We start from the raw sequence: 23352 nt of genomic DNA on the forward strand, positions 1-23352 counted from the left end.
GCCCTGTCATCCACCGCCCTGTCATCCACCGCCCTGTCATCGCTTGGTCCCTCGTCAGCAGTGCTATTGCCGCCCGAGTTGGCCTTGTTCATGCGGTCCTGTGCGACCGCCGCTGCGTGCCAGGGCAGGATCTCGCGGACGCACGCCTGTTCGTAGGCGACCGAGCTGGCGAGCGGATCCGGCTCCGCCAGAGCGTCACAGAGCAACGCCGCCTGCACCATGGCGAGGCTGCAACCGCGCCCGTACAGCGGGTTGGTGGCCGTGTGGGCATCGCCGACGGCGTGCACACCCGTGATCAAGGGGTGGCCGTCGACCAGGAAACCGCGCCGGCGGTTGATGAGGCCGCCCATCACCTCGACCCCGGTGATCGGCTCCGCCCTGCCATCGACATGTGCGGCGGTGGGCGGTAGGCACGACGCTGCGGCCGAGAAGGCATCCGGGTCCATCAGGAGCCGGCGCAGCTCCTTGTCGCCCGTGTTGGTGGCCAGGGTGATCGAGAACGTGCGGTCATCGCCCGGAAACACCCCGAACTTCAGGTAGCCGAGGTCGCCACCGATCGGGCCGAGCTGCGGCGGATAGTCGTGCGCGTCGAGGAGTCGGTAGAACCGGGAGAGGTACACGATCCCCGTGTCCTCGGTCTTCTCCTCCAGCTCCACCCCGCACGCGCCGTACAGCGCGGGCACGTCCATGCGACGTCCGCCGGCCAGTACCACTGTGTCGGCGTGCAGGTTCTCGCCGTCGGACAGGCGCACGCCGGTCACCCTGGGCCGGTCGTCCCGGGAGGCGACCAACAGTGAGTCGACGGACGCGCCGTGGTGCAGGGTCGCGGCACCCGTGTCCAGCACCGCATGGCGCAGCACCCACTCGAACGTCGTGCGCCGGCACGCCAGGGCCACGAGGTCCTCGTCGCCCAACATGGGCGTGCGGTCCATTCCGTCGGGGAGCATCGCGATGAAGTCCATTTCCGTGGCGCCGGCATCGAGCAATGCCGCAAGCACGTCGGGGTGGTCATCGCGCAGCTGGTTGTGCAGGCGGGCCAGGAATGCATGGGAGTGCCGCACCTGCGGCGCGCCGCGGCGGTCCCACGAGAAGGCCTCGGCCGGGGTGGGTGGCAGGGGCGTGTCGTCGCGCTCCACGATCACCACCTCGTGCCCGGCCCGCCCGGCGTACAACGCCGTGCCGAGGCCGGCGACGCCCGCCCCGGCTATCACGATTCTCCCCATGCAGCCCTCCTGTGGGCGTCAGTGCGGCACGTTAGCGGGGGGTCGCAGTCCGGCCATCAGTAACAGTTGTCACAGGAGCGGTGTGGAACCGTTAGATTCCCATGGATGCCCATGTCGTATCCGGGTCGCCGGCACCAGCAGCGCGCGTCCGCGTTCCGCATGCTCGTGTTCGTGCTCCTGTGCCTGGCCGCGATCGCATGGCCGGCCGCCAGCGGTGCGCAGGAAAACCCAGCTGCCGGAGACGACCCCACCGGCGGCGGCGAGGGTGAGGAGGCGCCATTCGCGGTCTTCGGCACGCTCAACGTGGTGCAGGACGGTGCCCGCACGGGTGTCGAGGGCGTGGTGGTCGAGGTCCTCGATGAAGCCGGCGACGTGCTCGGCTCGGCCACCAGCGGTGAGGACGGCAAGTGGGAGGTCGGCGTCGCGGAGCCCACCAGCTACCTGGTCCGCATAGACCTCGAGACGCTGCCCGCAGGTGTCACCATTGCCGACCCTGCAGCTGCCGAGCGCACCGTGGAGCTGAGCGACGGCAGGGTCCGCGTGGGTGCGCTCTTCCCGCTGGAATCGGGAGCCGAGGGCGCCGCCACGACCGGTCCCGACGGCGACCCCACGACCCCGACGGGTGACTCCGGTTCGGACGGATCCCGCAGCGACACCGAGCGGTTCCTCCAGCTCCTCGTGGAGGGCGTTCGCTTCGGCCTGTTGCTGGGCCTGATGGCGATCGGCCTGTCGCTGATCTTCGGCACCACGGGGCTCACCAACTTCGCCCACGCCGAGATGGTCACCTTCGGCGCGCTGGCCGCCTTCTTCTTCAACGTCACCGTCGGACTGCACGTGATCCCCGCGTTCCTGCTGGCTGCGGTTGCCGGTGGTCTGGCCGGAGCCCTGTTCGACACTGTGATATTCAGGCCGCTGCGGCGCCGCGGCACCAGCCTGGTCGCCCAGCTCGTGGTCACGATCGGCCTGTCGATCTTCCTGCGCTACCTGTTCCTCTACCTCTTCCGTGGCGACCGTCGCAGCTACCTGCAGTACTCGGTCCAGCAGGGTGTCGACATCGGCCCGGTCAGCGCCACACCCAAGGACCTCTGGACGATCGGCATCTGCATCGTCATCCTCGGTGCCGTTGGACTTCTGCTGCAGCGCACCCGCACGGGCCGAGCCATGCGGGCCGTATCCGACAACCGCGACCTGGCCTCGAGCTCCGGCATCAATGTCGAGCGGGTGATCGTGCAGGTCTGGATCCTCGGCGGCTCCATCGCAGCGCTCTCGGGCGCACTGTTCGGCCTTTCGGAGTCGGTCGCCTGGGACATGGGCTTCAAGCTCCTGCTGCTGATCTTCGCCGGGGTGACCCTCGGCGGGCTCGGCACGGCGTTCGGCGCCGCCGTCGGTTCTCTGTTCATTGGCGTCTTCGTGATGGTCTCGACCATGGTGATTCCGGCGGAGCTGAAGAACGTCGGTGCGTTGGTCGTGCTGATCCTGGTGCTCGTGATCAGGCCGCAGGGGATCATGGGCAGAAGCGAGAGAATCGGATGAGGGGGCAGCAACGATGAGCTGGTCGGACATTCTCAGCAACGCCCTCACTGCGGCGGTGGCCCTCAATGCCGCATGGTTCGCGCTCGCTGCGATCGGACTGAATGTTCACTTCGGCTACACCGGCCTGCTCAACTTCGGCCAGATCGGCTTCGCCTCGATCGCGGCCTACGGAGTTGGCGTATCGGTCACCTACTACGGCTGGTCGATCTGGGTGGGCATGGGCGTGGGTGTGCTCATGTCCGTGTTGCTGGCACTGCTGCTCGGGCTGCCCGCGCTGCGGCTGCGGGCCGATTACCTGGCGATCGTCACCATCGCCGCGTCCGAGATCATCCGGCTCGTCGCCCGCTCGGTGGCGTTGCGCGACTTCTCCGGCGGATCGAACGGGATCAACGGCTTCTCCAGCCAGTTCTACGAACTTTCGCCGTTCGACCCTTCCTCGGAATACCGGATCGGGCCCATCTTCTTCAGCAACGGCAGGCTCCTGTTCGTCACCCTCGTCACGTGGGGGCTGGTGGCGCTTGCGGCACTGGCGGTCTACCTGCTGATGCGCTCGCCCTGGGGTCGCATCCTCAAGGCCATCCGCGAAGACGAAGATGCCGCCCGCGCACTCGGCAAGTCGGCCTACTGGTACAAGATCCAGTCGCTCGTGTTCGGCGGTGTTCTCGGCGGGCTCGCCGGCATGATGTTCGCAATTGGCACGGCCACCGTGCAGCCCGACAACTTCCAGCCACCACAGACCTTCTTCATATGGGCGGCACTGATCATCGGCGGCATCGGGCGGGTCTGGGGTCCGATCGTGGGCGCCATGATCTTCTGGTCCCTGCTGAGCCTCACCGAGAACATCCTGCGCCCGATGGCCGCCGGCAACTATTCGGTGTTCGGCCTCTTTGACTTCAACACCATCATGGAAGGCGTGCAGGTCGGCCAGGTCCGGTTCATGCTGGTGGGGGTGGGCCTCTTGTTGTTGATGATCTTCAGGCCACAGGGCCTGTTCGGCGACCGGAAGGAGATGGCGCTCGATGACAGCTGAAGACACCACCTCCTCTGCCGCTGCCTTCGAGGGCGTGGAGCCCGTGCCCGGCGTGGCCAAGCCCGACCCGGTCATCGTCGCTGACAAGGTGGCCCGCCACTTCGGTGGCCTCGTCGCAGTCGACGTCGAGCACCTCGAGATCCAGCGCGGTGTGATCACGGCGCTGATCGGTCCCAACGGTGCGGGCAAGACGACGTTCTTCAACCTGCTCACGGGCTTCGACACCGCCGACGAAGGCACTCGTCTGTACAAGGGCCGCGAACTCGACCGACGGGTGGCGGTGGCCGAGTTGGGCCAGGGCGTGCGCTTCGCCCTCGGAGCATTCGGAGCCCTGGCCATGTGGCTGTCGGCAGGGTGGATCCTGGCTCGTGCCAACGACGCCATGGTCTACCTGTTCGTTGGTCTTGTTGCGGCCGTGGTGACCTTCGCGCTCGCCATGAGGCGCAAGGACGGCCTGGAGGCCGTGTTCACGGTCTCTCTTGGCTGTGTCCTGGGCGCCCTGCTCGGCGGTGCGTTCGGGCTGCTGCTGGATGTCGGAGAGGGTTGGGTCACCGTCGACATGGGTGCCGGCTGGTTGATCGGCATGGGCGTCGCCCTCGGTCTCTGGCGTTGGGCGACCGGTCCGTTGCCTCCGCACGAGGTGGCCAACCTCGGCATGGTACGAACCTTCCAGCTCACCAAGGCGCTCTCCAAGCTGTCAGTGATTGAGAACATGCGCCTGGGTGCGCCCAACCAGCGGGGTGAGAAGTTCCTGGCAGGGTTGTTCCAGCTGTGGCGCAGCGAGGAACAGGCGATCACCGAACGAGCGGACGCACTGCTCGAGAGGTTCCTGCTCACCCGGATGCGCGACGAATTCGCCGGCACTCTCTCGGGCGGCCAGCGCAAGCTTCTCGAAATGGCCCGCGCCCTGATGACCGACCCCGAGGTCGTGATGCTCGATGAGCCGATGGCCGGCGTGAACCCGGCACTCACCCAGTCACTGCTGGGCCACATCACGTCACTTCGCGACGACGGCATGACCGTGGTGTTCGTGGAGCACGACATGGACGTGGTGCGCGAGATAAGCGACTGGGTTGTCGTCATGGCCGAGGGCAAGATCATTGCCGAGGGACCCCCGACCGTCGTGGGCCAGAACCAGGACGTGATCGACGCCTACCTGGGTGCCCACCACGACGTGTCTCTCGAGGAGATCGACGAAACCGCGCTCGAGGCCGAGGCCACCGAGGAACTCGAGGCCGAGGCCGCCGAGCTGCAGCGGATCGAGGAGGAGTCCGGTGAGTGACGAAGACGAAACCACCGCACCGGAATCCGGGGAGTCCGCTGCATCCAGCGAGGCGGTGGTGATCGAGGATCCGATCGTCGAGATCAACGACGTCGTCGCCGGCTACCTGCCGGGTGTGAACATCCTCAACGGAGCCGACCTGGCGGTCGCCGAGGGCGAACTCGTAGGGATCATCGGTCCCAACGGTGCCGGCAAGTCAACGATGCTCAAGGCGCTGTTCGGGCTGGTGAAGGTGACGAGCGGCGGCGTCAACCTCCGCGGTGAGGACATCACTTCGCTCAAGGCCCACCAGCTCGTGCAGCGTGGCCTGGCATACGTCCCGCAGAACAACAACGTGTTCCCCCGCCTCTCGGTGGAGGAGAACCTCGAGATGGGTGCGTTCAGCCAACCGAGCCGGTTCGGTGAGCGCAAGGAATTCATCATCGACCTGTTCCCCCGGCTGGGCGAGCGGATCAAGCAGCGAGCTGGTTCCCTGTCAGGCGGTGAGCGCCAGATGCTCGCCATGGCGAGGGCTCTGATGACCGAGCCGAGCGTGTTGCTGCTCGACGAGCCCTCGGCCGGGCTGTCGCCGGCGCTGCAGGACCAGGTCTTCGTCCGTTGCCGCGAGATCAACCAGACCGGGGTGACGATCATCATGGTGGAACAGAACGCGAAGCGTTGCCTCGAGATCTGCAACCGGGGTTACGTCCTCGACCAGGGCCACACCGCCTACACGGGCAAGGGCGCAGAGTTGCTGCGCGACCCCAAGGTGATCGAGCTCTACCTCGGCACCCTGGCAACCGCCGACTGAACTGCGGCCTGTACGCGAAAGAGGCCCGGCCTTTCGGCCGGGCCTCCCTCGAAGTGTTCGGTCAGCCCGAGAGCTTTGCGAACTTGTACTCGGTCAGCGAGTCATCGGTCTGGCTGTCCGGGCCGTACTGCAGGATCGCGAAGCTCGCCTCTGAAGGCTCACCTGCGTCGATGAATGCGTACGGGCCACCGGCGCCGTCGTAGTCGATGTCCTCGCCGTCCTCGATCAGCTTCTTGCAGTCAGCGAAGGTCGTGCACGCCGTGCCGTCCTTGGTGACTCCGTTGATCTTGGACGCCGTGTCCTTCGGGTCGCCGCAACCGGCTTCCTCGGCCGCCAACGCAGTGATGATCACGGCGTCGTAGGTCTCGGGGCCATAGCTGAAGTCGGTGAGTTCCGGGTCCACCTCGAGGAGGCGGTCCTTGAAGTCAGATGTCAGCTCTGCAGAAGGCAGGGTGCCGCGCACGCCGGCCAGCTCGCCGTCGGGGAAGTTCTCACCGAGTGCGTTGCCGATGTTGCCGTCAACCAGCAGCAGCGGAACGGCATCCGGGCCGATTCCCTTGGCGATCATCTCCTTGATGATCTGCTCCGACTCGGCGAAGCCGATGAGCACGATCACGTCGGGAGCGGCTGTGACAGCCTGGTCGACCTCAGCGGAGAAGTCGGTGGCGTTCGGGTCATAGACCACGTCGGTCACCGTGGCGCCGGCCGCTTCGAGGGGCTCCTTGGTGAACTTGAGCAGGCCTTCACCGTAGGGATCCTGACGGGCGAAGATGAACGGCGCGGTGTAGCCCTCTTCAACGATGAGGTCCGAGAGCACGCGGCCCTGGAGTACGTCGGAGGGAGCCGTACGGAAGTACAGGCCGTTGTCGTCGTAGTCAGTGAAGTCCGGGCTGGTGTTGGCCGGCGAGAAGTGGATCACGCCTGCACCGGTGATCTTGTCGATCACGGTGAACGACACACCCGAGCTTGCCGCCCCGACAATCGCATCCACGCCGTCGGCGAGGTGCTTGTCGACGGTCTGGTTGGCGATGTCGGTCGTGGTGTCGCCCGAGTCACCCTGGGTCAGCTCCACGTCCTTGCCACAGACGCCACCGGCGTCGTTGATCTCCTGGACTGCCAACTCGGCACCGGCGAATTCCGGCGGGCCGAGGAAGGCGAGGTCGCCTGTCTCCGGCAGCAGCGTGCCGATCTTGAGCACGTCGTCGGAGCCACCCGAGCTGTCGCCCGATGAGTCCCCGCCCGACGAGTCCTCGTCGTCGCTGTCGTCGCTACTGCACGCCCCGGCGACCAGTGTGAAACTGGCCAAGATGCCGAGGAGGGCAAGCCACCATCGCTTCCTGTTCATATCCAACCCTTTCGTTGATCCAAACCCGAACCGGTTGGGACATACGCCCTTGCGATCCGGTGCGTCGGAACCTTAGTGACGTTTGCCATCCGGCAAGCGGAACTTCACTCAGCGTGAGACGCCACGCCCGCTCTCCGTGGTTGCCGAAGCCGGGCATTCGGTCGACGAGAATGGCCCGGTGCTCACTGGCTCCGTGCTCGCCGTGAACCTCCCCACCTGGGTGGTCGTGGCCGGCGCCGTGCTGGCCGGGTTCGGCGCCGGCGTTCTTTCCGCCCTCCTCGGCATCGGCGGAGCCGTGGTCACCACTCCGGTGGTGAGGTTGCTCGGAGCGACACCCATCGAAGCGGTCGGTTCCACCGTGCCGGCTATCGTGCCCGGAGCGATCAGCGGGGCGTACCGCTATGCCCGCGAGCAGATGGTCGAGTGGCGCCTGGCGCTGGGGCTCGGACTGACCGGTGCGTTCATGGCCGTGGCGGGTGCACTCACCTCCGACGTGGTGCCGGGGCGGCTGCTGATGGTGCTGACCGCCGCGCTGATGCTCTGGGCCGGGATCAGCGTGGTGATGAAGGTGCGCGGCGGATCGGCGGCGGCCATGGACACGCGCCGCGACCTCGACGACGGTCGCGCGTACCCGATGGTCGGCGTGGCAATGCTGGGAGCGGTCGCGGGGTTCGTGGCCGGGCTGCTGGGCGTGGGCGGAGGGATTGTGCTGGTGCCGATGCTGACCGGGCCACTGCGGGTGCCGATGCGCCGGGCGGTGGCCTCCAGCCTCGTGGCGGTGGCGATGTTCCAAGTGCCAGCCCTCGTGACGCACGTCGCCCTCGGCCACGTGAACTGGGCGCTTGCGCTGCCCCTTATGGCGGGGGTGGTGCCGGGGGCGCAGGTTGGAGCGAAACTCACGGTCGCGGCCAGTGACCGCACGATCCGCATCCTGTTCGGCTTGCTGATCGTGGTGCTCGCCATCGTCTACGGAGCCACCGAGGCCAGGGGGCTGATCTCGGGCAGCTGACTGCCGCGACCCGACAGCCCGTAGCATCGCGGGAATGACACGAGGCCGTACCCGTCGCCTGCTCGCGAGGGCACACAGCGACGACTCGGGTGGCCGGATGCCCGAGGAGGTCCTGGTCGAGGAGCCACTGGAGATCCGCCTCGACGGTGACCTCGTGGCCACCACGATGCGAACGCCGGGCCATGACTTCGAGCTGGCGGTGGGCTTCTGCTGGGCCGAGGGTTTCATCTCCGAAGCTCCCGGCAAGGTGCGGTACTGCGCCACCGGGAGCGCCACCGACACCGGTTTCAACGTGGTCACGGTGCAGCGGTCCCCGTCCGATGCGCGCACGACCCGGCCGCAAGGGCGCCTGGGCATCACATCGTCGTCGTGCGGTGTCTGCGGCTGCGAGCACATCGACGCCCTCACCGAAGACCTCCAACCGCTGCCGCCCACGCCGGGGCTCACCAGCAGGTTGCTGGTTGCGGCCGGCTCCGGCGCGCCGAGGAGCCAGGAGCTGTTCGGGGTGACCGGTGGGTCCCATGCGGCGGCGGCTATCGACCTTCACGGCGACCCGATCGTGCTCCGAGAGGACATCGGCCGCCACAACGCCGTCGACAAGGTGGTCGGCTCGTTGCTTCTGGGCGAAACCCGCCGGCCCGCCGGCCCGGCGGTTCCCGGCGATCCAGGCCTTGCGGCCGTGCTGTGGGTCTCGGGCCGTGCAAGCTTCGAGATCCTCCAGAAGGCCTGGGCCGCCGGCTTCAGCGCAGTGGTCGCTGTTGGTGCGGTCAGTTCCCTCGCGGTGGATACCGCCGAGCGGGCCCGGATCGTGCTCTGTGGCTTCGCCCGGGAGGGCCGGGTCACCGTGTATGCGGGTGAGGAACTACTGGGAGCACTGCCGTGAGCCCCGCCATGGCCCGCACGACGTCGAACGGCGAACCGATCCTGGGAGGTGCTGTCGCTTCCGGGCTGCGCAAGCTGGGCCTGCATCCGGAACTGTGGGCGGGATGGTCACCCAATGGCCGCGCAGAGCAGAAGCCGCGCCACTACCGCGACATGCTCCGTATCGCCCGCGAGCAAATGCCCAACGCTCCCTATGCCTGGAAGGTGCTGTCCAGGGGAGTATGTGACGGATGCGCCCTCGGAGTCGCGGGCCTGCACGACTGGACCCTCGACGGGGTGCACCTGTGCACCACGCGACTCGAGTTGCTGGAGCTCAACACCATGGGGCCGCTCGACGACCGACTGGTTTCGGACGTCGCCCCACTGCGCGAGCGCAGCTCCGCTGAGCTTCGCAAGCTCGGCAGACTCGCACATCCGATGAGACGTCGACGTGGGGAGGCGGGCTTCACGCGGATCACCTGGTCCGAGGCCCTCGACACCCTGGCGAGCGCGATCCGTGGCGCTGATGCCGGGCGGGTCGGGATCTACCTCACGTCCAAGGGCCTCACCAACGAGACGTACTACGTCGCGGGCAAGGCCGCCCGGGCGATGGGTACCCCCAACATCGACTCGGCTGCGCGGGTATGTCACGCGCCGTCGACGGTCGGCATGAAGGACACGATCGGCGTGTCGGCCTCGACCTGTTCGCTGCGCGACGTGATCGAGAGCGACCTGATCGTGCTCTGGGGAACCAACCCGGCCAACAACCAGCCGGTGTTCACCAAGTACCTGCACCGCGCCAAGGAGCGCGGCGCGAAGGTGGTGGTGGTCAACCCGTACCTGGAGCCCGGCCTCGAGCGCTACTGGGTGCCTTCGGTGCCGGAGTCCGCTGTGTTCGGCACGCGGATCTGTGACCTGCACGTGCCGGTGAAGGTCGGTGGCGATATCGCGCTCGCCACCGCAGCGCTCAAGCTGCTCGACGAACGCGGCGGGTTCGACGAACGGTTCATCGAGGACCACACAGAGGGGGTCGCGGCGCTTCGAGCCGCTCTGGGGTCCGAGCCGATGCAGCGGCTACTCGACCTGGCCGGCGTCGACCTCCCCACCCTCGAGGCGTTCGTGGACCTCTACGCAGCAGCGGACGCGTCCGTGCTCATCTGGTCGATGGGGATCACCCAGCACACCTTCGGGGTGCACGGCGTGCGGTCGATCATCAACCTCGCGCTGGCCAAGGGAAACATCGGACGTAACGGAGCCGGCGTGATGCCAATCCGCGGGCACTCGGGCGTGCAGGGCGGAGCCGAGATGGGCGCCTACGCGACCGCCCTGCCCGGCGGGGTGGCGGTCGACGCCGATGGTGCCGCACAGCTGTCCGCCCTTTGGGGGTTCGGGGTGCCGGACACGCCCGGCCTGACCGCACCGGCGATGGTCGATGCCGCCTCGGCGGGCTCGCTCGACGTGCTGTGGTCCGCCGGAGGCAACTTCCTCGACGTGCTTCCCGACCCTCCGGGGGTTCGCACGGCGCTGGAGTCGGTTCCCCTGCGGGTGCATTCCGACGTGCACCTCACTTCCCAGATGCTGGTCGACGGAGAAGACGTGCTGTTGTTGCCGGTCACCACCCGCTACGAGCAGGAAGGCGGCGGCACCTCGACCACCACGGAGCGGCGGGTGGCGTTCTCCCCCGAGATCCCGCGACGCGTGGGTGAGGCACGCTCGGAATGGCGGCTCTTCGCCGACGTGGCCCGGCGGGCCCGCCCCGAACTGAAAGGCGCGTTCGACTGGCGGTCCAACCGCGACCTGCGAGCCGAGATCGCCAGGGTCGTGCCGAGCTACGACGGTATCCAGCACCTCGAGGTCACCGGCGATGCGATCCAGTGGGGTGGTCGCCACCTGTGCGGCGACGGAAGGTTCCCCACGGCCACCGGCCGGGGCCGGTTCACGGTGCCCGCGGTGCCAGATACGTCGGTGCCCGAGGGCATGCTGCGGGTCACGACCCGGAGGGGCAAGCAGTTCAACTCGATCCTCTGGGCCGAGGTCGACCCCCTCACGGGAGCGGGCCGCGACGCTGTCTACATGGACGCCGCCGACGTCGAGGCCTTTGGTCTCGCCGATTCACAAACGGTCTTGCTGCGCTCACCGCACGGCGAGATGGCGGCTCGCGTGCGCACGGCGCGGCTCCCGCAGGGCAGTGCGCAGGTCCACTGGCCCGAGGGCAACTCACTACTCGAGCCCGGCGCAGACCATCGCGACCCCGACGCGGGCATTCCCGACTTCCAGGCCCTCGTGACCGTTGAGGCGATCCCGGAGGAGCAGGCCTGATGCCACCGAAGGTGAGCCACCCGGTGTTTGCGAGGGTCTTTGCCCGCCTCGTCGAGCTGGATGACCGCTCCGGGCAGACCGAGCACCGCGTCGAGATGCTGGCGGCACTGCAGGGCCGGGTGATCGAGGTGGGTGCCGGAAGCGGTGCCAACTTCGCGCACTACCCCGACACCGTGACCGAGGTGGTCGCGGTGGAACCCGAGCCATACCTGCGCGGCCTGGCGATGCAGGCGGCCGAGCAGGTCGACCTCTCGGTCACCGTGGTGGACGGCGTCGCTGAGGACCTACCGCTCGTCGACGGCTGGGCCGATGCGGCTGTGGCGTCGTTGGTGCTGTGCTCGTTCTCCGACCAGTCGGTTGCGCTGCGCGAGATGCACCGCGTGGTGCGCCCTGGGGGAGGCCTGCGGTTCTACGAGCACGTTCGGGCGGAAGCCCAACGGCCGGCACGGTGGCAGCGGCGGGTGGACGCCATCTGGCCACACCTGTTCGGTGGCTGCCACACCTCGCGCGACACAGCCGGCGAGATCGAGCGGGCGGGTTGGCGGATCGAGGCGCTGCGCCGCATCCACCTGGGACCGCCCCGCCTGCCCAATCCGGTGGCCCCGCACATCCTCGGCACCGCCGTTCGCGGAGGGGACGACGGTGCCTGACGACCTCCCGGTGCGCGGTGCCCTGGTGATACCGGGCGCCGAACTCACGGAGCGGTTCATGCCCTCGGGCGGTCCGGGCGGCCAACATGCGAACCGCTCCAACACCCGCGTGGAGCTCCGCTTCGACGTTGCGGCCTCGGCCGTGTTGAGCGACCACCAGCGGTCGATGATCCTCGACCGTCTCGGTGAAGACGTCCGCGTCGTCGTCGACGACGAGAGGTCCCAGCACCGCAACCGCGACATAGCCCGTGAGCGACTGGCCGGCCGACTGCGCAATGCGCTCACTCCCGAGCGCTCGCGGCGCGCCACCAGGCCTTCGAGGGGATCGAAGGAGCGTCGCATCAAGGACAAGAAGCGGCGCTCGGAGATCAAGCAGCAGCGCCGGCGTCCCGACTACTGAACCCGTCGCGCGCGGACGTCGGACTCCCTGATCTGGGAGTCCGACGCCACCGGCAGTGGGGGAAGGTCTGCTCAGCCCTGGCTGAGGCCCGATCGGCGGGACAGGTAGGACAGTGCGGCCACCAGGCCACCGGCGAGCAGGAGGCCTCCGCCGACGAGCGGCAGGTTCGAGTCGCTGCCGGTGTAGGCGAGTTCTTCGCCGACCGTCCGCTCGTCCTGTTCACCCTCGACCTCCACATCGGGGAACCCCGGCACCGTGGTCTCCGGGACTGAGTTCTCGGGTGCGGTGGTCTCCGCAACGGTGGTCTCGGTGGGGGTGTCGCCGGGCTCGTCACCGGGGTATTCATCGGGGTCGACCGGGTCGGTGGGGATCTCGGGGAAGTCGGGGAAGTCCGGTGCACCGGGGATCGTGTCGATGGTCGGCCTGCCGGGCAGGTCCGGCAGGTCCACGCCCGGGACGGTGAGCTGCGGGGTGCCGTGACCGGGCACGTCGGGGACGTCCGCGATGGGGAAGGGATTCTCGAGCTGCGGCAGCGTGTGCGCCGGCGTGATCGGCTCCGGGTCAGCGACCGTCTCCCAGGAAGGGCTCGGGACGTGTGACTCGGCCGAGGCGACTGCACCGGTGCCGACGGAGCCGGCTACGGCGATCAGCGCTGCAGCGGCCAGGCGTCGGCCGTTGCGGCCGAAGAAGGAGGTTGTCGTGTTCTCGTTGTGCGCGGTGTGTGTGTTCATTGCTGTCTCCAGGTCTCGGGCGACCCGTTGTCGCCTTCGGGGTGCAAGAGAACTCCTCTGGCGGATCTGACAGAAAACTGTGGCAATCCTCCGGATTCCTCCCGCTGCGGGCCGGCAGGGCCTGTTTTCCTAGAGTGTGGCGATGTCCAAGCCCGCCAGTTCCCAGCCCTCGATCGGCCTCGCCGTCCTTCACCTGTTCTGCAAGCCCGGTCCCCTGGTCGACGCAGCGGCGGTGCTCGCAGCCCTCGAGGCGGCGAGCGAACGCGGAGACCAGGTGGTCACCGCGGCGATGCTCGGCCACAAGGCCGACCTGGGGGTCATGGCGCTGTCGGAGGACCAGTGGAACCTGCGGGCGCTGCAGAGCGACCTCACCGATGCAGGCATGGAGGTCGTCGACTCCTACGTGTCGCTCACCGAGCTGAGCGAGTACGCAGCGGGCGTGCCCGAGGAGATGAAGCAGGCCCGCTTGCACCCCGAACTGCCTCCTGAGGGCAAGCCGGCATTCTGCTTCTACCCGATGTCCAAGAAGCGCGAGGGCACCGACAACTGGTTCGCCGAGGAGTACGACCGCCGCAAGGAGCTGATGTACGAGCACGGCGCGTCGGGGCGGAAGTTCTCCGGACGGGTGCTGCAGGTGGTGACCGGCTCGACCGGCCTTGACGACTACGAATGGGGAGTCACCCTGTTCTGCGTGAACCCTGACGACATCAAGGACGTCGTGTACACCATGCGATTCGACGAGGCGTCCGCCCGCTTCGGCATTTTCGGACCGTTCTACGTCGGTATGGTTGCCGATCCGGCCGTAGTACTCGAACGAATCGGCGTCACCGAGCAGGGCTGACACGGGGAGCAGGCACGATGGCAGAACTGATCAGCAAGATCGCAGACAACAAGGGCGACGCACCCGCCCTCGTTGACGAACACGGCTCGACTTCGTGGGCCGAGCTCGACGACCGGGTCAACCGGGCCGTCGAGGCCCTGCGGGGCCTCGGGCTGGAGACGCACGACACCGTGGCGCTCATGTCGGGCAACCGCCGCGAGTTTTTCGAGGTCTTCGTCGCAGCGGCCAACGGTGGGTGGATCGTCGTGCCCGTCAACTGGCATTGGGTGGCCGAAGAGCTCGCCTATGTGTCGGGCAACGCCGGGGCCAAGGTCGTGCTGGTCGACGACCGGTTCCTCGACGTCGCGATCGAGGCCCGAGCTGATGAGCGCACGGGAGACGTGCGTGCCTGGGTGGTGCTGGGCACCCCGCCCGGAGCCGACCTGCCCGAGGGCTTCATCTCCTATGAGGAGCTGCTCGCGGCTGCTTCGGGCGAAGCCCCGCAGGACACTTCGATGGGCGGCCCGATGTTCTACACGTCTGGCACGACCGGGTTCCCCAAGGGTGTGAAGTCCACTCTCGCCACCACGGGGATTCCCTCTGAGGTTCTCGAGCTCATCTCGCAGAGCTTCACCGGCATGCTCGGCCTGCCCGCGGATGGAACGAGCCTGCTCATCGGCCCGGCATACCACTCTGCGCAGTGGGTGTTCTCGGTCTTCCCACTGCTGTCCGGATCCACCATCGTGATGCGCCACCGCTTCGACGCCCAGGAGACCCTCGACCTGATAGACGAGCACGGGGTCACCAACATCCACCTCGTGCCCACCCAGATGATCCGCATGCTCCAGCTTTCCGAGGAGTCGCGCGCCGGCTTCGACGGGTCGTCGCTCACCACGGTCTTCCATGGTGCGGCGCCGTGCCCCGACCACGTGAAGCGCGACATGCTCGACTGGTGGGGCCCGGTCGTGTCGGAGTACTACGGCGGTACGGAGGGCGGCTTCCTCTCGCTCATCACCGGCGAGGAATGGCTCGAGAAGCCGGGAAGCCTCGGCAAGCCCGTCGACAACATCACCATTCAGGTGCTGGATGACGACGGCAACGAGTGCGCGCCCGGAACGCCGGGCCAGATCTGGTTCCGCAACGAGATGGGGACCGACTTCAGCTACCACGACGACGACGAGAAGACCGCAGCGGCGCATCGCGAGGGCTTCGGAACGCTCGGCGACGTGGGCTACATCGACGACGACGGCTACCTGTTCCTGTCCGACCGCAAGATCGACATGATCATCTCCGGTGGGGTGAACATCTACCCAGCCGAGATCGAACACGTGCTGCACGACCATCCGGCGGTGTCGGACGTCGCCGTGTTCGGTGTGCCCCACGACGAGATGGGCGAGAACGTTGCGGCAGCGTTGGAGCTGGCGCCTGGCACGGAAGGCACCGACGAGCTGCGCAGCGAGCTCATTTCGTACTGCCGCGAGCACCTCGCCGGCTACAAGTCACCCAAGCTGATCGAGTTCCACGACGAGCTGCCCCGCACGATGACGGGCAAGCTGCTCAAGCGCGAGCTGCGCGATCCCCACTGGGATGACTCCGGCCGCTCGATCTGACGGGCGTCCGGCTAGCCGTCGTCGGGGCGACGGTCCCATCCGGCGTCGGTGATCGAGCGGGGCTCGAAGAACAGGCAGCCCTCAGGGCAGGCGAACGGAGCCTTCTCCGCAGAGTCGACCCTGCAGCGCTGCACCAGTTCGTCGGCTGAAACGGTGCGGCTCGAGTAGTGACGGCAGTCTGGGCGCACGGCCATGTCCCAACGCTAGACAGCCCGCTTACGGCACCGGCGCATGCCTGATTGCGTAACCAAAAGGCTCATCGCAGGAAACACTGCCGAAACACTCCGTTCCTAGCGTCCTGCAGGTAACCCAACTGCCGTGGTGTGGGTCACTGCGGCATCCCGCGACGAAAGGGCCAATGAAATGGACGGAGCAAGTGTTGCCTGGCTGCTGGTTTGTGCAGCTCTGGTGATTTTCATGACACCGGGACTCGCCTTCTTCTACGGAGGCATGGACCGGAGTCGCAACGTACTCAACATGCTGATGATGAACTTCTGGTGCCTGGCGGTGATTCCGCTCGTGTGGGTGATCCTCGGATACTCGCTCGCCTTCGGCGGGGAAGGTTCGATAATCGGCAACTTCGACTTCGCCTTTCTGAGCGGAAGCGGGATCGGCGAGGACCAGGGCGAGACGCTCATCTGGATCATCTACCTCGGAGCTTTCGCCACCATTACCCCGGCGCTGATATCGGGTGCCGTGGCCGACCGCATGAAGTTCTCCGCCTGGGCATGGTTCGTGCCGCTCTGGAGCTTGCTCGTGTACGTCCCGGTCACCTTCTGGATCTATGGCGGCCTCGACGGTGACGGCAACATCACCGGTTGGCTGGCCGACCGCGGTTCACTCGACTTCGCAGGTGGCACAGCCATCCATGTGAATGCGGGCATCGCAGCCCTCGCGGCGGTCCTGGTGCTCGGCAAGCGCAAGGGATGGCCCAAGGAAGGCCACCCGCCGCACTCGATGCCACTGGTCATGATCGGCACCGGCATCCTCTGGTTCGGTTGGTTCGGCTTCAACGCCGGCGCAGGCGGCCTCGAGGACGGCGTCGCCATCCAGGCGTTCGCCAACACGTTCCTCGCAGCTGCTGCCGGTGGATTCGCATGGGCTGTCGTGGAGCGCATCAAGGATGGCCACTTCACCAACCTGGGCATCGCCTCCGGCATCGTTGCGGGCCTGGTGGCCATCACCCCTGCGGCCGGTTTCGTGGGTGACATGTCCTCGATCTGGATCGGCCTTGCGGCCGGCGTGATCTGCGCCTTCGCAGTAAGTCTGAAGTTCAAGGCGGGCTACGACGACAGCCTCGACGTAGTCGGCGTGCACTTCGTCGGCGGCCTCGTGGGCTCCCTGCTGATCGGGTTCTTCGCAAGGCCCGGCGCTCTCGGCGAGTTCGAGGCGGGCATCTTCGAGGGCGGCGGCGCAGGTCTGCTCGGTGAGCAGGCAATCGCCAACATCGTCACGATCGTGTTCTCGTTCGTGGTGACCTACCTCATCATGAAGGTCCTCGACATCACCATCGGCGTGCGCGTCGACGAGGAGGACGAGGAAGCAGGCCTCGACATCTCCCAGCACGCGGAGACCGGATACAACCTCGGCGAGTCCACGATGGCTCGCTGAGCCGCAGACCAACCCATCACTCGACCCAACCAATACGACAAGCACAGGAGAAGGCAATGAAGCTAGTCACCGCGATCATCAAGCCGTTCAAGCTCGATGATGTGAAGGCCGCACTCAAGAACATGGGAGTCGTCGGCCTTACCGTCACCGAGGTACGCGGCTTCGGCCGCCAGGGCGGCCACACCGAGACCTACCGAGGCACGGAGTACCAGGTGGACTTCCTGCCGAAGGTACGCCTCGAGGCAGTGGTGGACGACGGCGACGTCTCCGACGTCGTCGACACCATCGTTTCGGCCGCCAAGACCGACAAGATCGGCGACGGCAAGGTCTGGGTGTCCACGATCGACGAGATCGTGCGCATCCGCACCGGAGAGCGCGGCGCAGAGGCCGTCTGAGGACGGATTCTGGGTCAACGATCCCCGACCCACGGGGCGTTCCCCCGGCCGGGCCAGGCCCGACCCGGCCGGGGGGACTACGGGTTTCCCCGATGTGCACAACAATGGGCCAAACGGGCCGCAACGATCAACGGAGCACATAGATGCCTCCAGCGCTGAAGCGCACAGACCTGCTGGAAGACACCTCGCTGCGGGGCCGTGCGTTCGTCGAGGCATGGACCGACAGAGTCGACGACTGGCTCGCAGAGCTGTTCGACGAGGCGGCATCCGGCGAGAGCGGCCTGGCGCTAATTGCCCTCGGTGGCCAGGGCCGTGGCGAGATGGCACCGCAGTCCGACCTCGACCTGCTGTTGGTGTTCGGCTCGCGCTCGGAGCCGTCCGGTGTCGCCGAGAAGCTCTGGTACCCGGTCTGGGACGCGGGGCTGAAACTCGGCCATTCGGTGCGCAGCGTCCGCGACACGCTCTCGCTCGCGTCGGAGGACCTCGAGACGGCCACCTCACTTCTGTCTGCAAGGCACCTGGCAGGTGACCCCGACCTGAGCTCCGAGTTGTCGGAGAAGTCGCGGGCCAACTGGCGCAAGCGAGGCCGCAAGTGGCTCGAAGAGCTGGCGGTGGTGACCGACGAGCGGCACCGTAGCGCCGGGGAGGTCGCATTCAGCCTCGAGCCCGACCTCAAGGAAGGACGCGGCGGCCTGCGTGACGTGCATGCGCTCGCCTGGGCGTCGGCAGCCGGGGCTCCGTTCGACCCGCGCTTGTCGGACTTGCTCATGGGCTACCACGACGTGTTGCTCGAGGTGCGTGTCGAGTTGCACCGCCACCAGGGCAAGCCGGGTGACAAGTTGGTGCTCCAGGAGCAGGCGCCGCTCGCGACGATTCTCGGCGATGGCGACCCCGACGTTCTCATGGCCCGTGTCGCCGGAGCCGGTCGGGCCATAGCCATCGCGTCCGATGACGCCTGGCACGACACCAAGGTCGGGCTCGACGCCCGGCTGTTCGGCCGATTCAGGCGTGATCGGGCCAAGGCTTCCGACGGCCTGGTCGTGCGCGACGGCCGAGTTGCGTTGGCCGACGGTGTTGGAACCGTGACGGACCCGTTCACGGTTCTCGCCGTGGCACGCATGGCAGCCGAGAACCGCCTGCGCATCGCGGCGTCCACCCTCGACGCGCTCGAGGCCGCGCCCCAGCCACCGTCGCCCTGGCCCGCCGAGGCCCGAGACGCCTTCTGCCGGCTGCTGGAGGTCGGCCCGCAGGCGGTCGAAGTGATCGAGATCATCGAGGACCGCGGTCTGTGGACCCGCCTGTTGCCGGAGTGGGAACCCACGGTGAGCAGGCCCCAGCGAAACGCGTACCACCGCTTCACCGTCGATCGGCACCTGCTCGAGACCGCTGCGGAGGCCGCCGCGCTGTCCCATCTCGTGGAGAGGCCCGACCTGCTGGTGATCGGTGCCCTCCTGCACGACATCGGCAAGGGCTACCCGGAACTGGGCGACCACTCCGAGAGCGGCGCCGAGATGGCAGCCGGAATCGCGGCCCGCATGGGTTTCGACACGGACGACGTGGCCACGGTGCAGGCGCTGGTGCGCCATCACCTGTTGCTGCCCGACGTCGCCACCCGCCGGGACATCTCGAATCCGCAGACCGTCGACTTCGTGGCACAGGAGGCGGGTACCACCCAGCGAGTGGCGCTCCTGCGTGCGCTGACCGAGGCCGACTCGCTTGCGACGGGGTCGAGCGCCTGGTCCCCATGGAAGGCGGAGCTCGTGGACCGGCTCGCCAGCCGCGCCATCGAACTGCTCGAGGGTGCGGTCGACAATGTCCACCCGGGTGTGTTCCCGACCGAGGCCCAGCGCGACCTGCTGGCGGTCGATGGTGTGGGCGTGGCAACCGACGGCAACCGGATCACGGTGTCGTGCGAGGACCAGCCGGGCGTGTTCTCCCGGGTTGCCGGTGCGCTCACACTGCACGGGCTCGACGTGGTCGAGGCCAACATCCTTTCCGAGGGTGAGCGCGCCCTCGATGAGTTCGTGGTGCGGGCTGCACCCGGGGGTGTGGTGCCGTGGGACCGGGTAACCGTGGACGTGGTCAAGGCCGTCGAGCGTCGCCTCGCACTCGAGGCCCGCATAGATGACCGGGCGCGCTCGCACAACCGCGCACGCCATGTTGGCATGCACCAGTTCGAGCCCGCAGTGCGCTTCGACAACGGCGCCAGCGGTGGCGAGGGCCGTACCGTCGTCGAGGTCGTGGGACCGGACAGCATCGGCCTGCTGTACCGGCTGGCCCGCTCGCTGGCCGAGTTCGACATCGACGTGAGCGGCGCCCGTATCGACACGCTGGGCCACGACGTCGTCGACTCGTTCTACGTGACCCTTCACGGCGGCGGACGCATTGAGGACCCGGATCTGCAGCACGAGATCTCCCGGGCGCTGTTGCACGCCCTCGAGGGACCTGGCTGAGCCCGGTCACCCCTGGTCGCGCAGGAAGTCCTCCACCTCGGTTACCAGCTCGTCGGCGGAGCCCAGGGCGGCACCTTCGACGTCGTACGCCTCCTCGAGGCGACCCAGGTAGGCAGCGGTGTCGTCATCCTCGGCCACCAGTACGTCGAGTTGCTCCGCGTACTCTGCGGCCGAGTCGGCCAGTGCGGACACGTCGACAGCCGCACCGACGACGGTGCTGGTCTGCTCCACCAGGGCGAGGGCACCCGCCGGCGAGGGCACACCGGCTGCGTAGCCGGGCAGGGCGGCCCAGAGGCCTACAGTCTCGAGCCCGCCGGCGCGGGCGCATTCCTGCAGCGCGCTCGGGATTCCGGTCGGGCCTTCGTAGTCCGAAGCCGGCAGGGCCATCATGTCGAGCACCTGGCGGTCATGGGATGCGGTGAACACCGGCACGGGGCGCGTGTGGGGCACTTCGGACAACATCGCACCGAGCACCACCACCGCCGAACAACCGATCTCGTCTGCGGCCTCGACCAACTCGGTGCAGTACTGGCGCCAGCGGAACTGCGGCTCGGGTCCACGTACCAGCACCACCGACAGGGAAGGCGAGGGCGTGCACCAGCCGAGCTCGGTCACGGGCCAACGGAGGTCGCCCGGTACGCCGGCGGACACCTCCACCCCCGGACGGGTGACGGTGAAGTCGACGTACTCATCGGGTTCGACCGAGGCGATGGTCAGCGCGTGCCATGTGTCCCAAAGGTGGTCGACCGCCCCGCTGGCGGCATCGGCGGCATCGTTCCAGCCGGAGAAGGCCGCCACCATCACGGTGTGGGTGGATCCGGTGACCTTCGATCCCGGACGGTTGTGCCACTTGAGTTGCCCCACGGGATTCACGGTATCGGCACCTCGGGCCAGTTGTGCCCCGACCCCTAGGGTGGTGCGCATGAGCGAAACGCAATGCACGGTCGAGGAGCTGAACGAGGTCACCGACGAACTCGTCGAGGCAATGCAGCGGCTGGTGCCCCAGTTGTCGTCGTCCGCACCGGCCCCCGGTCCCGATGTGCTCGCAACCATCACCGGATCGCCCGCCTGTCACCTCCTGGTCGCCCGCGACGACACAGGCATCCTGGGGTCCCTGACCCTCGTCGTGTTCCCCATCCCCACGGGTATCCGGGCCTGGATCGAAGACGTTGTGGTGGACGGCGCGGCCCGCGGCAAGGGTGTCGGCGACGCCCTCAACCGCCATGCCATCGACCTTGCCGCAGATCTGGGAGCGAAGACCGTGGACCTAACATCGCGTCCCAGCCGCGAGGCGGCCAACCGCCTCTACAAGCGGCTCGGTTTCGAGCAGCGCGACACCAACGTGTACCGGTTCGCCGGCGCCTGAGCCGTCAGAGCAGTACCGGGCGGCACCAGTCGTGAAGCTCGCAGCTGCGCGGTAGCGGCGGCTGCGACATAGCCTGCAGATCATGAGCGAGACCGGCACCCAGGAAACCGACCGAGAGCCAGAGGACCGGGCCGGGCTGGGAACCACCCTGGTGTCTGTGTGGTCGTGGTTCGTGTTCGGCGCCTGCGTCGCGATCTGGATCCCCCTCATGTGCATCACCTGGCTGGTGACGCTGCCGTTCGACCGGGCCCGCTGGTATGTCGGCTACCTGTACCGCAAGATGCCGGTGGTCGTCGAGAAGCTGAATCCGCTCTGGCACTTCAGGGTCACTGGCAACCTGCCGGACAATCCCCGCAACCCCTACGTCGTGGTGTCCAACCACGAGTCCTTCGTAGACATCCTGTTGATCAGCCACGTCCCCTGGGAGATGAAGTGGCTGTCGAAGAAGGAGATGTTCAAGATCCCGGTCGCAGGATGGCTGATGTACCTCTCCGCCGACATCCCCCTCGAGCGTGGTGACCGCGGCAGCGCGGGCAAGGCCATGCAGCTGTGCAAGAAGGCACTCGACCGGCGGGTTTCGGTGATGATCTTCCCAGAGGGCACCCGCTCGGAGAGCGACGACATGCGGCCTTTCAAGGACGGTGCGTTCCGGCTGGCAATCGAGACACAGCTACCGGTGCTGCCACTCGTCGTGCAGGGCACCCGGCGCGCCCTGCGCAAGCATGACTGGCGGTTCGGACACGCCGATGCGCAGGTCAAGGTGCTCGACCCGGTACCGACCGAGGGACTCACCCTCGACGACGTCGACGCCCTGCGCGACCAGGTGCAGGGCCTGATCCTCGCCGAGCGCGACCAACTGCGGGCCGCTGCGGCCTGATTGCTCAGCCGATGCAGGAACTCAGGCCCTGACGTAGGCCGTCCCATGCGGCCTGGGTCACGTCGCCCGCGTTCTCGGCGATGTTCTGGGCGCTCTGGTCGAGGTCGGCCAGGTCCTGCTGCATCGCGGTGATGTCACCCTCGGATGCGTTGTTGAAGAAGTCCGAGAGGTTGTCCTTCACGTACTCCCGATCCTCGGAGGTGTAGAAGGCGTACTCGTTCTCGAGGTTGTCCAGCTCCTCGGCGATGTTGTCGCTCGCTTCGCGGGCCTCGTCGCGGTCGTCTGCTTCCCAGAGGTCACAGATGGCCTGGCCGAGCGCCTTGCCATCTCGCTCCGAGGTGTACTTGCGTGAGCAGGCCGTGGCGGCGAGCGCGGGCACGAGTACGGCGACTGCCACTGCGGCGAGAGCGCGGCGGGTGCGGTGGCTCATCATTGGGACCCTCCTGTAGGCAGGGAACGGACTCTGAACGCCGTGATGATGTCGGAGATCCCCCGGACCAGGGCGCCGATGCCCACCCACAGGATGAGCAGCCAGGCGGACCGGCCCGGATAGCCGATTGCCCACAGGCCGAGCAGGATCTCGATGATTCCCACGGCCAACTGGACACCCCACAGGGGGATCTGGTCACGTCCGGCGATGCTCAGCGTGATGTCGAAGACGCCCTTCAACAACAGGAACCAGCCGATCAGCAGGGCGAGGATTCCGAAGGTCTGGAACGGTTCGATCAGCGCAAGGATGCCGGCGATCACGAACAGCACACCCATGACCCCGTGCAGCCACTTCCATCCCTCGGCGACACCGATCGCCACGAACTCGGCCACTCCTGCGAACAACAGCACGAAGCCGAACATGAATGCGATCGTGGCGGCCGACGTCGGATCGAACGACAGGACGATGAACGAGATGACGATCCAGAGGATTCCGGTGATCAGCCAGAGCCACCAGTTGTTGCTGAACTGGCGAACTTCTTCGGCAACTAGATCGTCTTCGGTGACGGCCGTCATGTGCGTCCTCCGGTCTCTCGGCGACTCACCCGAACTCTAGGT

23 protein-coding genes and 1 pseudogene are annotated in these 23352 nt (G+C 67.3%); 17 read left to right on the forward strand and 7 right to left on the reverse strand.

Annotated elements, in window-relative coordinates; genetic code table 11:
- A partial coding sequence (locus tag GY812_12640) for an FAD-dependent oxidoreductase (GenBank protein MCP4436325.1) occupies positions 1 to 1223 on the reverse strand: 1223 nt, incomplete at its 3' end.
- Between the two features lie 159 nt (positions 1224 to 1382).
- Here GY812_12640 and GY812_12645 point away from each other — a divergent pair.
- From GY812_12645 to GY812_12665, 5 genes and pseudogenes are all read left to right on the forward strand, one after another.
- Positions 1383 to 2756 (forward strand): branched-chain amino acid ABC transporter permease, encoded by a 1374-nt coding sequence (locus GY812_12645; GenBank protein ID MCP4436326.1) that lies wholly within the window; start codon positions 1383 to 1385, stop codon positions 2754 to 2756.
- A gap of 13 nt (positions 2757 to 2769) precedes the next feature.
- The gene (locus GY812_12650) at positions 2770 to 3786 is read left to right on the forward strand and encodes a branched-chain amino acid ABC transporter permease (GenBank protein MCP4436327.1); all 1017 of its coding nucleotides are present in this window, start codon (positions 2770 to 2772) and stop codon (positions 3784 to 3786) included.
- Positions 3776 to 4057: pseudogene (locus GY812_12655) on the forward strand (ATP-binding cassette domain-containing protein). The gene GY812_12650 and the pseudogene GY812_12655 overlap by 11 nt, the downstream one beginning before the upstream one ends.
- Before the next feature lie 111 nt (positions 4058 to 4168).
- Complete coding sequence (locus GY812_12660) at positions 4169 to 5068, forward strand: ATP-binding cassette domain-containing protein (protein MCP4436328.1); 900 nt, start codon at positions 4169 to 4171, stop codon at positions 5066 to 5068.
- Complete coding sequence (locus tag GY812_12665; protein MCP4436329.1) at positions 5061 to 5858, forward strand: ABC transporter ATP-binding protein; 798 nt, start codon at positions 5061 to 5063, stop codon at positions 5856 to 5858. The genes GY812_12660 and GY812_12665 overlap by 8 nt, the downstream gene beginning before the upstream one ends.
- Positions 5859 to 5919: 61 nt before the next feature.
- On the opposite strand, the gene GY812_12670 is transcribed toward GY812_12665, so the two are convergent.
- Positions 5920 to 7203 carry an ABC transporter substrate-binding protein gene (locus GY812_12670; GenBank protein ID MCP4436330.1) on the reverse strand — a complete coding sequence of 428 codons (1284 nt, stop codon included), beginning with the start codon at positions 7201 to 7203 and terminating at the stop codon, positions 5920 to 5922.
- 178 nt (positions 7204 to 7381) lie between these two features.
- Here GY812_12670 and GY812_12675 point away from each other — a divergent pair, with 178 nt between their 5' ends.
- The 5 genes from GY812_12675 to arfB are packed head-to-tail and all read left to right on the forward strand — an operon-like array spanning position 7382 to position 12442.
- Positions 7382 to 8212: a sulfite exporter TauE/SafE family protein gene (locus tag GY812_12675; GenBank protein ID MCP4436331.1), complete on the forward strand. Its 831-nt coding sequence runs from the start codon at positions 7382 to 7384 to the stop codon at positions 8210 to 8212.
- Positions 8213 to 8246: 34 nt separating this feature from the next.
- Positions 8247 to 9095, forward strand: coding sequence for a sulfurtransferase FdhD (locus GY812_12680; GenBank protein MCP4436332.1), 849 nt, complete (start codon positions 8247 to 8249; stop codon positions 9093 to 9095).
- 8 nt (positions 9096 to 9103) lie between these two features.
- On the forward strand, positions 9104 to 11392 hold the full coding sequence (locus tag GY812_12685) for an FdhF/YdeP family oxidoreductase (GenBank protein ID MCP4436333.1): 2289 nt from the start codon (positions 9104 to 9106) through the stop codon (positions 11390 to 11392).
- Positions 11392 to 12042 carry a class I SAM-dependent methyltransferase gene (locus GY812_12690; protein MCP4436334.1) on the forward strand — a complete coding sequence of 217 codons (651 nt, stop codon included), beginning with the start codon at positions 11392 to 11394 and terminating at the stop codon, positions 12040 to 12042. The genes GY812_12685 and GY812_12690 overlap by 1 nt, the downstream gene beginning before the upstream one ends.
- The gene (arfB, locus tag GY812_12695; protein MCP4436335.1) at positions 12035 to 12442 is read left to right on the forward strand and encodes an aminoacyl-tRNA hydrolase; all 408 of its coding nucleotides are present in this window, start codon (positions 12035 to 12037) and stop codon (positions 12440 to 12442) included. Before GY812_12690 ends, arfB begins: the two co-directional genes overlap by 8 nt.
- Positions 12443 to 12513: 71 nt before the next feature.
- Here the strand turns inward: arfB and GY812_12700 are convergent, their stop codons facing one another.
- On the reverse strand, positions 12514 to 13173 hold the full coding sequence (locus tag GY812_12700) for a hypothetical protein (protein MCP4436336.1): 660 nt from the start codon (positions 13171 to 13173) through the stop codon (positions 12514 to 12516).
- Between the two features lie 142 nt (positions 13174 to 13315).
- Here GY812_12700 and GY812_12705 point away from each other — a divergent pair, with 142 nt between their 5' ends.
- Positions 13316 to 14014 carry a chlorite dismutase gene (locus GY812_12705; protein ID MCP4436337.1) on the forward strand — a complete coding sequence of 233 codons (699 nt, stop codon included), beginning with the start codon at positions 13316 to 13318 and terminating at the stop codon, positions 14012 to 14014.
- Positions 14015 to 14031: 17 nt separating this feature from the next.
- Positions 14032 to 15603, forward strand: coding sequence for an AMP-binding protein (locus GY812_12710; GenBank protein MCP4436338.1), 1572 nt, complete (start codon positions 14032 to 14034; stop codon positions 15601 to 15603).
- 11 nt (positions 15604 to 15614) lie between these two features.
- Here GY812_12710 and GY812_12715 read toward each other — a convergent pair whose 3' ends face one another.
- The gene (locus GY812_12715) at positions 15615 to 15797 is read right to left on the reverse strand and encodes a hypothetical protein (GenBank protein MCP4436339.1); all 183 of its coding nucleotides are present in this window, start codon (positions 15795 to 15797) and stop codon (positions 15615 to 15617) included.
- Between the two features lie 169 nt (positions 15798 to 15966).
- Between GY812_12715 and GY812_12720 the strand changes: the two genes are divergently transcribed.
- From GY812_12720 to GY812_12730, 3 genes are all read left to right on the forward strand, one after another.
- On the forward strand, positions 15967 to 17214 hold the full coding sequence (locus GY812_12720) for an ammonium transporter (protein MCP4436340.1): 1248 nt from the start codon (positions 15967 to 15969) through the stop codon (positions 17212 to 17214).
- A 56-nt stretch (positions 17215 to 17270) separates the two neighbouring features.
- Complete coding sequence (locus GY812_12725; GenBank protein ID MCP4436341.1) at positions 17271 to 17609, forward strand: P-II family nitrogen regulator; 339 nt, start codon at positions 17271 to 17273, stop codon at positions 17607 to 17609.
- Positions 17610 to 17752: 143 nt separating this feature from the next.
- Positions 17753 to 20062 (forward strand): [protein-PII] uridylyltransferase, encoded by a 2310-nt coding sequence (locus GY812_12730; GenBank protein ID MCP4436342.1) that lies wholly within the window; start codon positions 17753 to 17755, stop codon positions 20060 to 20062.
- A 6-nt stretch (positions 20063 to 20068) separates the two neighbouring features.
- Here GY812_12730 and GY812_12735 read toward each other — a convergent pair whose 3' ends face one another.
- Positions 20069 to 20926 (reverse strand): PAC2 family protein, encoded by an 858-nt coding sequence (locus GY812_12735; protein ID MCP4436343.1) that lies wholly within the window; start codon positions 20924 to 20926, stop codon positions 20069 to 20071.
- Between the two features lie 58 nt (positions 20927 to 20984).
- On the opposite strand from GY812_12735, the gene GY812_12740 reads away from it, so the two are divergent.
- Together GY812_12740 and GY812_12745 are read left to right on the forward strand one after the other, a co-directional pair.
- Entirely contained in the window at positions 20985 to 21428 is a 444-nt protein-coding gene (locus GY812_12740; protein ID MCP4436344.1) for a GNAT family N-acetyltransferase, read from the forward strand.
- An 82-nt stretch (positions 21429 to 21510) separates the two neighbouring features.
- Entirely contained in the window at positions 21511 to 22305 is a 795-nt protein-coding gene (locus GY812_12745; GenBank protein MCP4436345.1) for a 1-acyl-sn-glycerol-3-phosphate acyltransferase, read from the forward strand.
- A 4-nt stretch (positions 22306 to 22309) separates the two neighbouring features.
- Here the strand turns inward: GY812_12745 and GY812_12750 are convergent, their stop codons facing one another.
- On the reverse strand, positions 22310 to 22735 hold the full coding sequence (locus tag GY812_12750) for a hypothetical protein (GenBank protein MCP4436346.1): 426 nt from the start codon (positions 22733 to 22735) through the stop codon (positions 22310 to 22312).
- A complete protein-coding gene (locus GY812_12755; protein ID MCP4436347.1) occupies positions 22735 to 23310 on the reverse strand; it encodes a hypothetical protein in 576 nt (191 codons plus the stop codon). The genes GY812_12750 and GY812_12755 overlap by 1 nt, the downstream gene beginning before the upstream one ends.
- Positions 23311 to 23352 lie beyond the last annotated feature (42 nt).

The sequence above is a fragment of the Actinomycetes bacterium genome (assembly GCA_024222295.1).
Taxonomy (GTDB): Bacteria; Actinomycetota; Acidimicrobiia; order Acidimicrobiales; family Microtrichaceae; genus JAAEPF01.

Coding starts and splice junctions, on each gene's coding strand:
- GY812_12745 (MCP4436345.1), top strand. CDS start 21,511: ATGAGCGAGACCGGCACCCAGGAAACCGACCGAGAGCCAGAGGACCGG.
- GY812_12645 (MCP4436326.1), top strand. CDS start 1,383: ATGCTCGTGTTCGTGCTCCTGTGCCTGGCCGCGATCGCATGGCCGGCC.
- GY812_12730 (MCP4436342.1), top strand. CDS start 17,753: ATGCCTCCAGCGCTGAAGCGCACAGACCTGCTGGAAGACACCTCGCTG.
- GY812_12755 (MCP4436347.1), bottom strand. CDS start 23,310: ATGACGGCCGTCACCGAAGACGATCTAGTTGCCGAAGAAGTTCGCCAG.
- GY812_12710 (MCP4436338.1), top strand. CDS start 14,032: ATGGCAGAACTGATCAGCAAGATCGCAGACAACAAGGGCGACGCACCC.
- GY812_12650 (MCP4436327.1), top strand. CDS start 2,770: ATGAGCTGGTCGGACATTCTCAGCAACGCCCTCACTGCGGCGGTGGCC.
- GY812_12715 (MCP4436339.1), bottom strand. CDS start 15,797: ATGGCCGTGCGCCCAGACTGCCGTCACTACTCGAGCCGCACCGTTTCA.
- GY812_12660 (MCP4436328.1), top strand. CDS start 4,169: ATGGTCTACCTGTTCGTTGGTCTTGTTGCGGCCGTGGTGACCTTCGCG.
- GY812_12670 (MCP4436330.1), bottom strand. CDS start 7,203: ATGAACAGGAAGCGATGGTGGCTTGCCCTCCTCGGCATCTTGGCCAGT.
- GY812_12740 (MCP4436344.1), top strand. CDS start 20,985: ATGAGCGAAACGCAATGCACGGTCGAGGAGCTGAACGAGGTCACCGAC.
- GY812_12705 (MCP4436337.1), top strand. CDS start 13,316: ATGTCCAAGCCCGCCAGTTCCCAGCCCTCGATCGGCCTCGCCGTCCTT.
- GY812_12725 (MCP4436341.1), top strand. CDS start 17,271: ATGAAGCTAGTCACCGCGATCATCAAGCCGTTCAAGCTCGATGATGTG.
- GY812_12700 (MCP4436336.1), bottom strand. CDS start 13,173: ATGAACACACACACCGCGCACAACGAGAACACGACAACCTCCTTCTTC.
- GY812_12680 (MCP4436332.1), top strand. CDS start 8,247: ATGACACGAGGCCGTACCCGTCGCCTGCTCGCGAGGGCACACAGCGAC.
- GY812_12690 (MCP4436334.1), top strand. CDS start 11,392: ATGCCACCGAAGGTGAGCCACCCGGTGTTTGCGAGGGTCTTTGCCCGC.
- GY812_12720 (MCP4436340.1), top strand. CDS start 15,967: ATGGACGGAGCAAGTGTTGCCTGGCTGCTGGTTTGTGCAGCTCTGGTG.
- GY812_12750 (MCP4436346.1), bottom strand. CDS start 22,735: ATGAGCCACCGCACCCGCCGCGCTCTCGCCGCAGTGGCAGTCGCCGTA.
- GY812_12685 (MCP4436333.1), top strand. CDS start 9,104: ATGGCCCGCACGACGTCGAACGGCGAACCGATCCTGGGAGGTGCTGTC.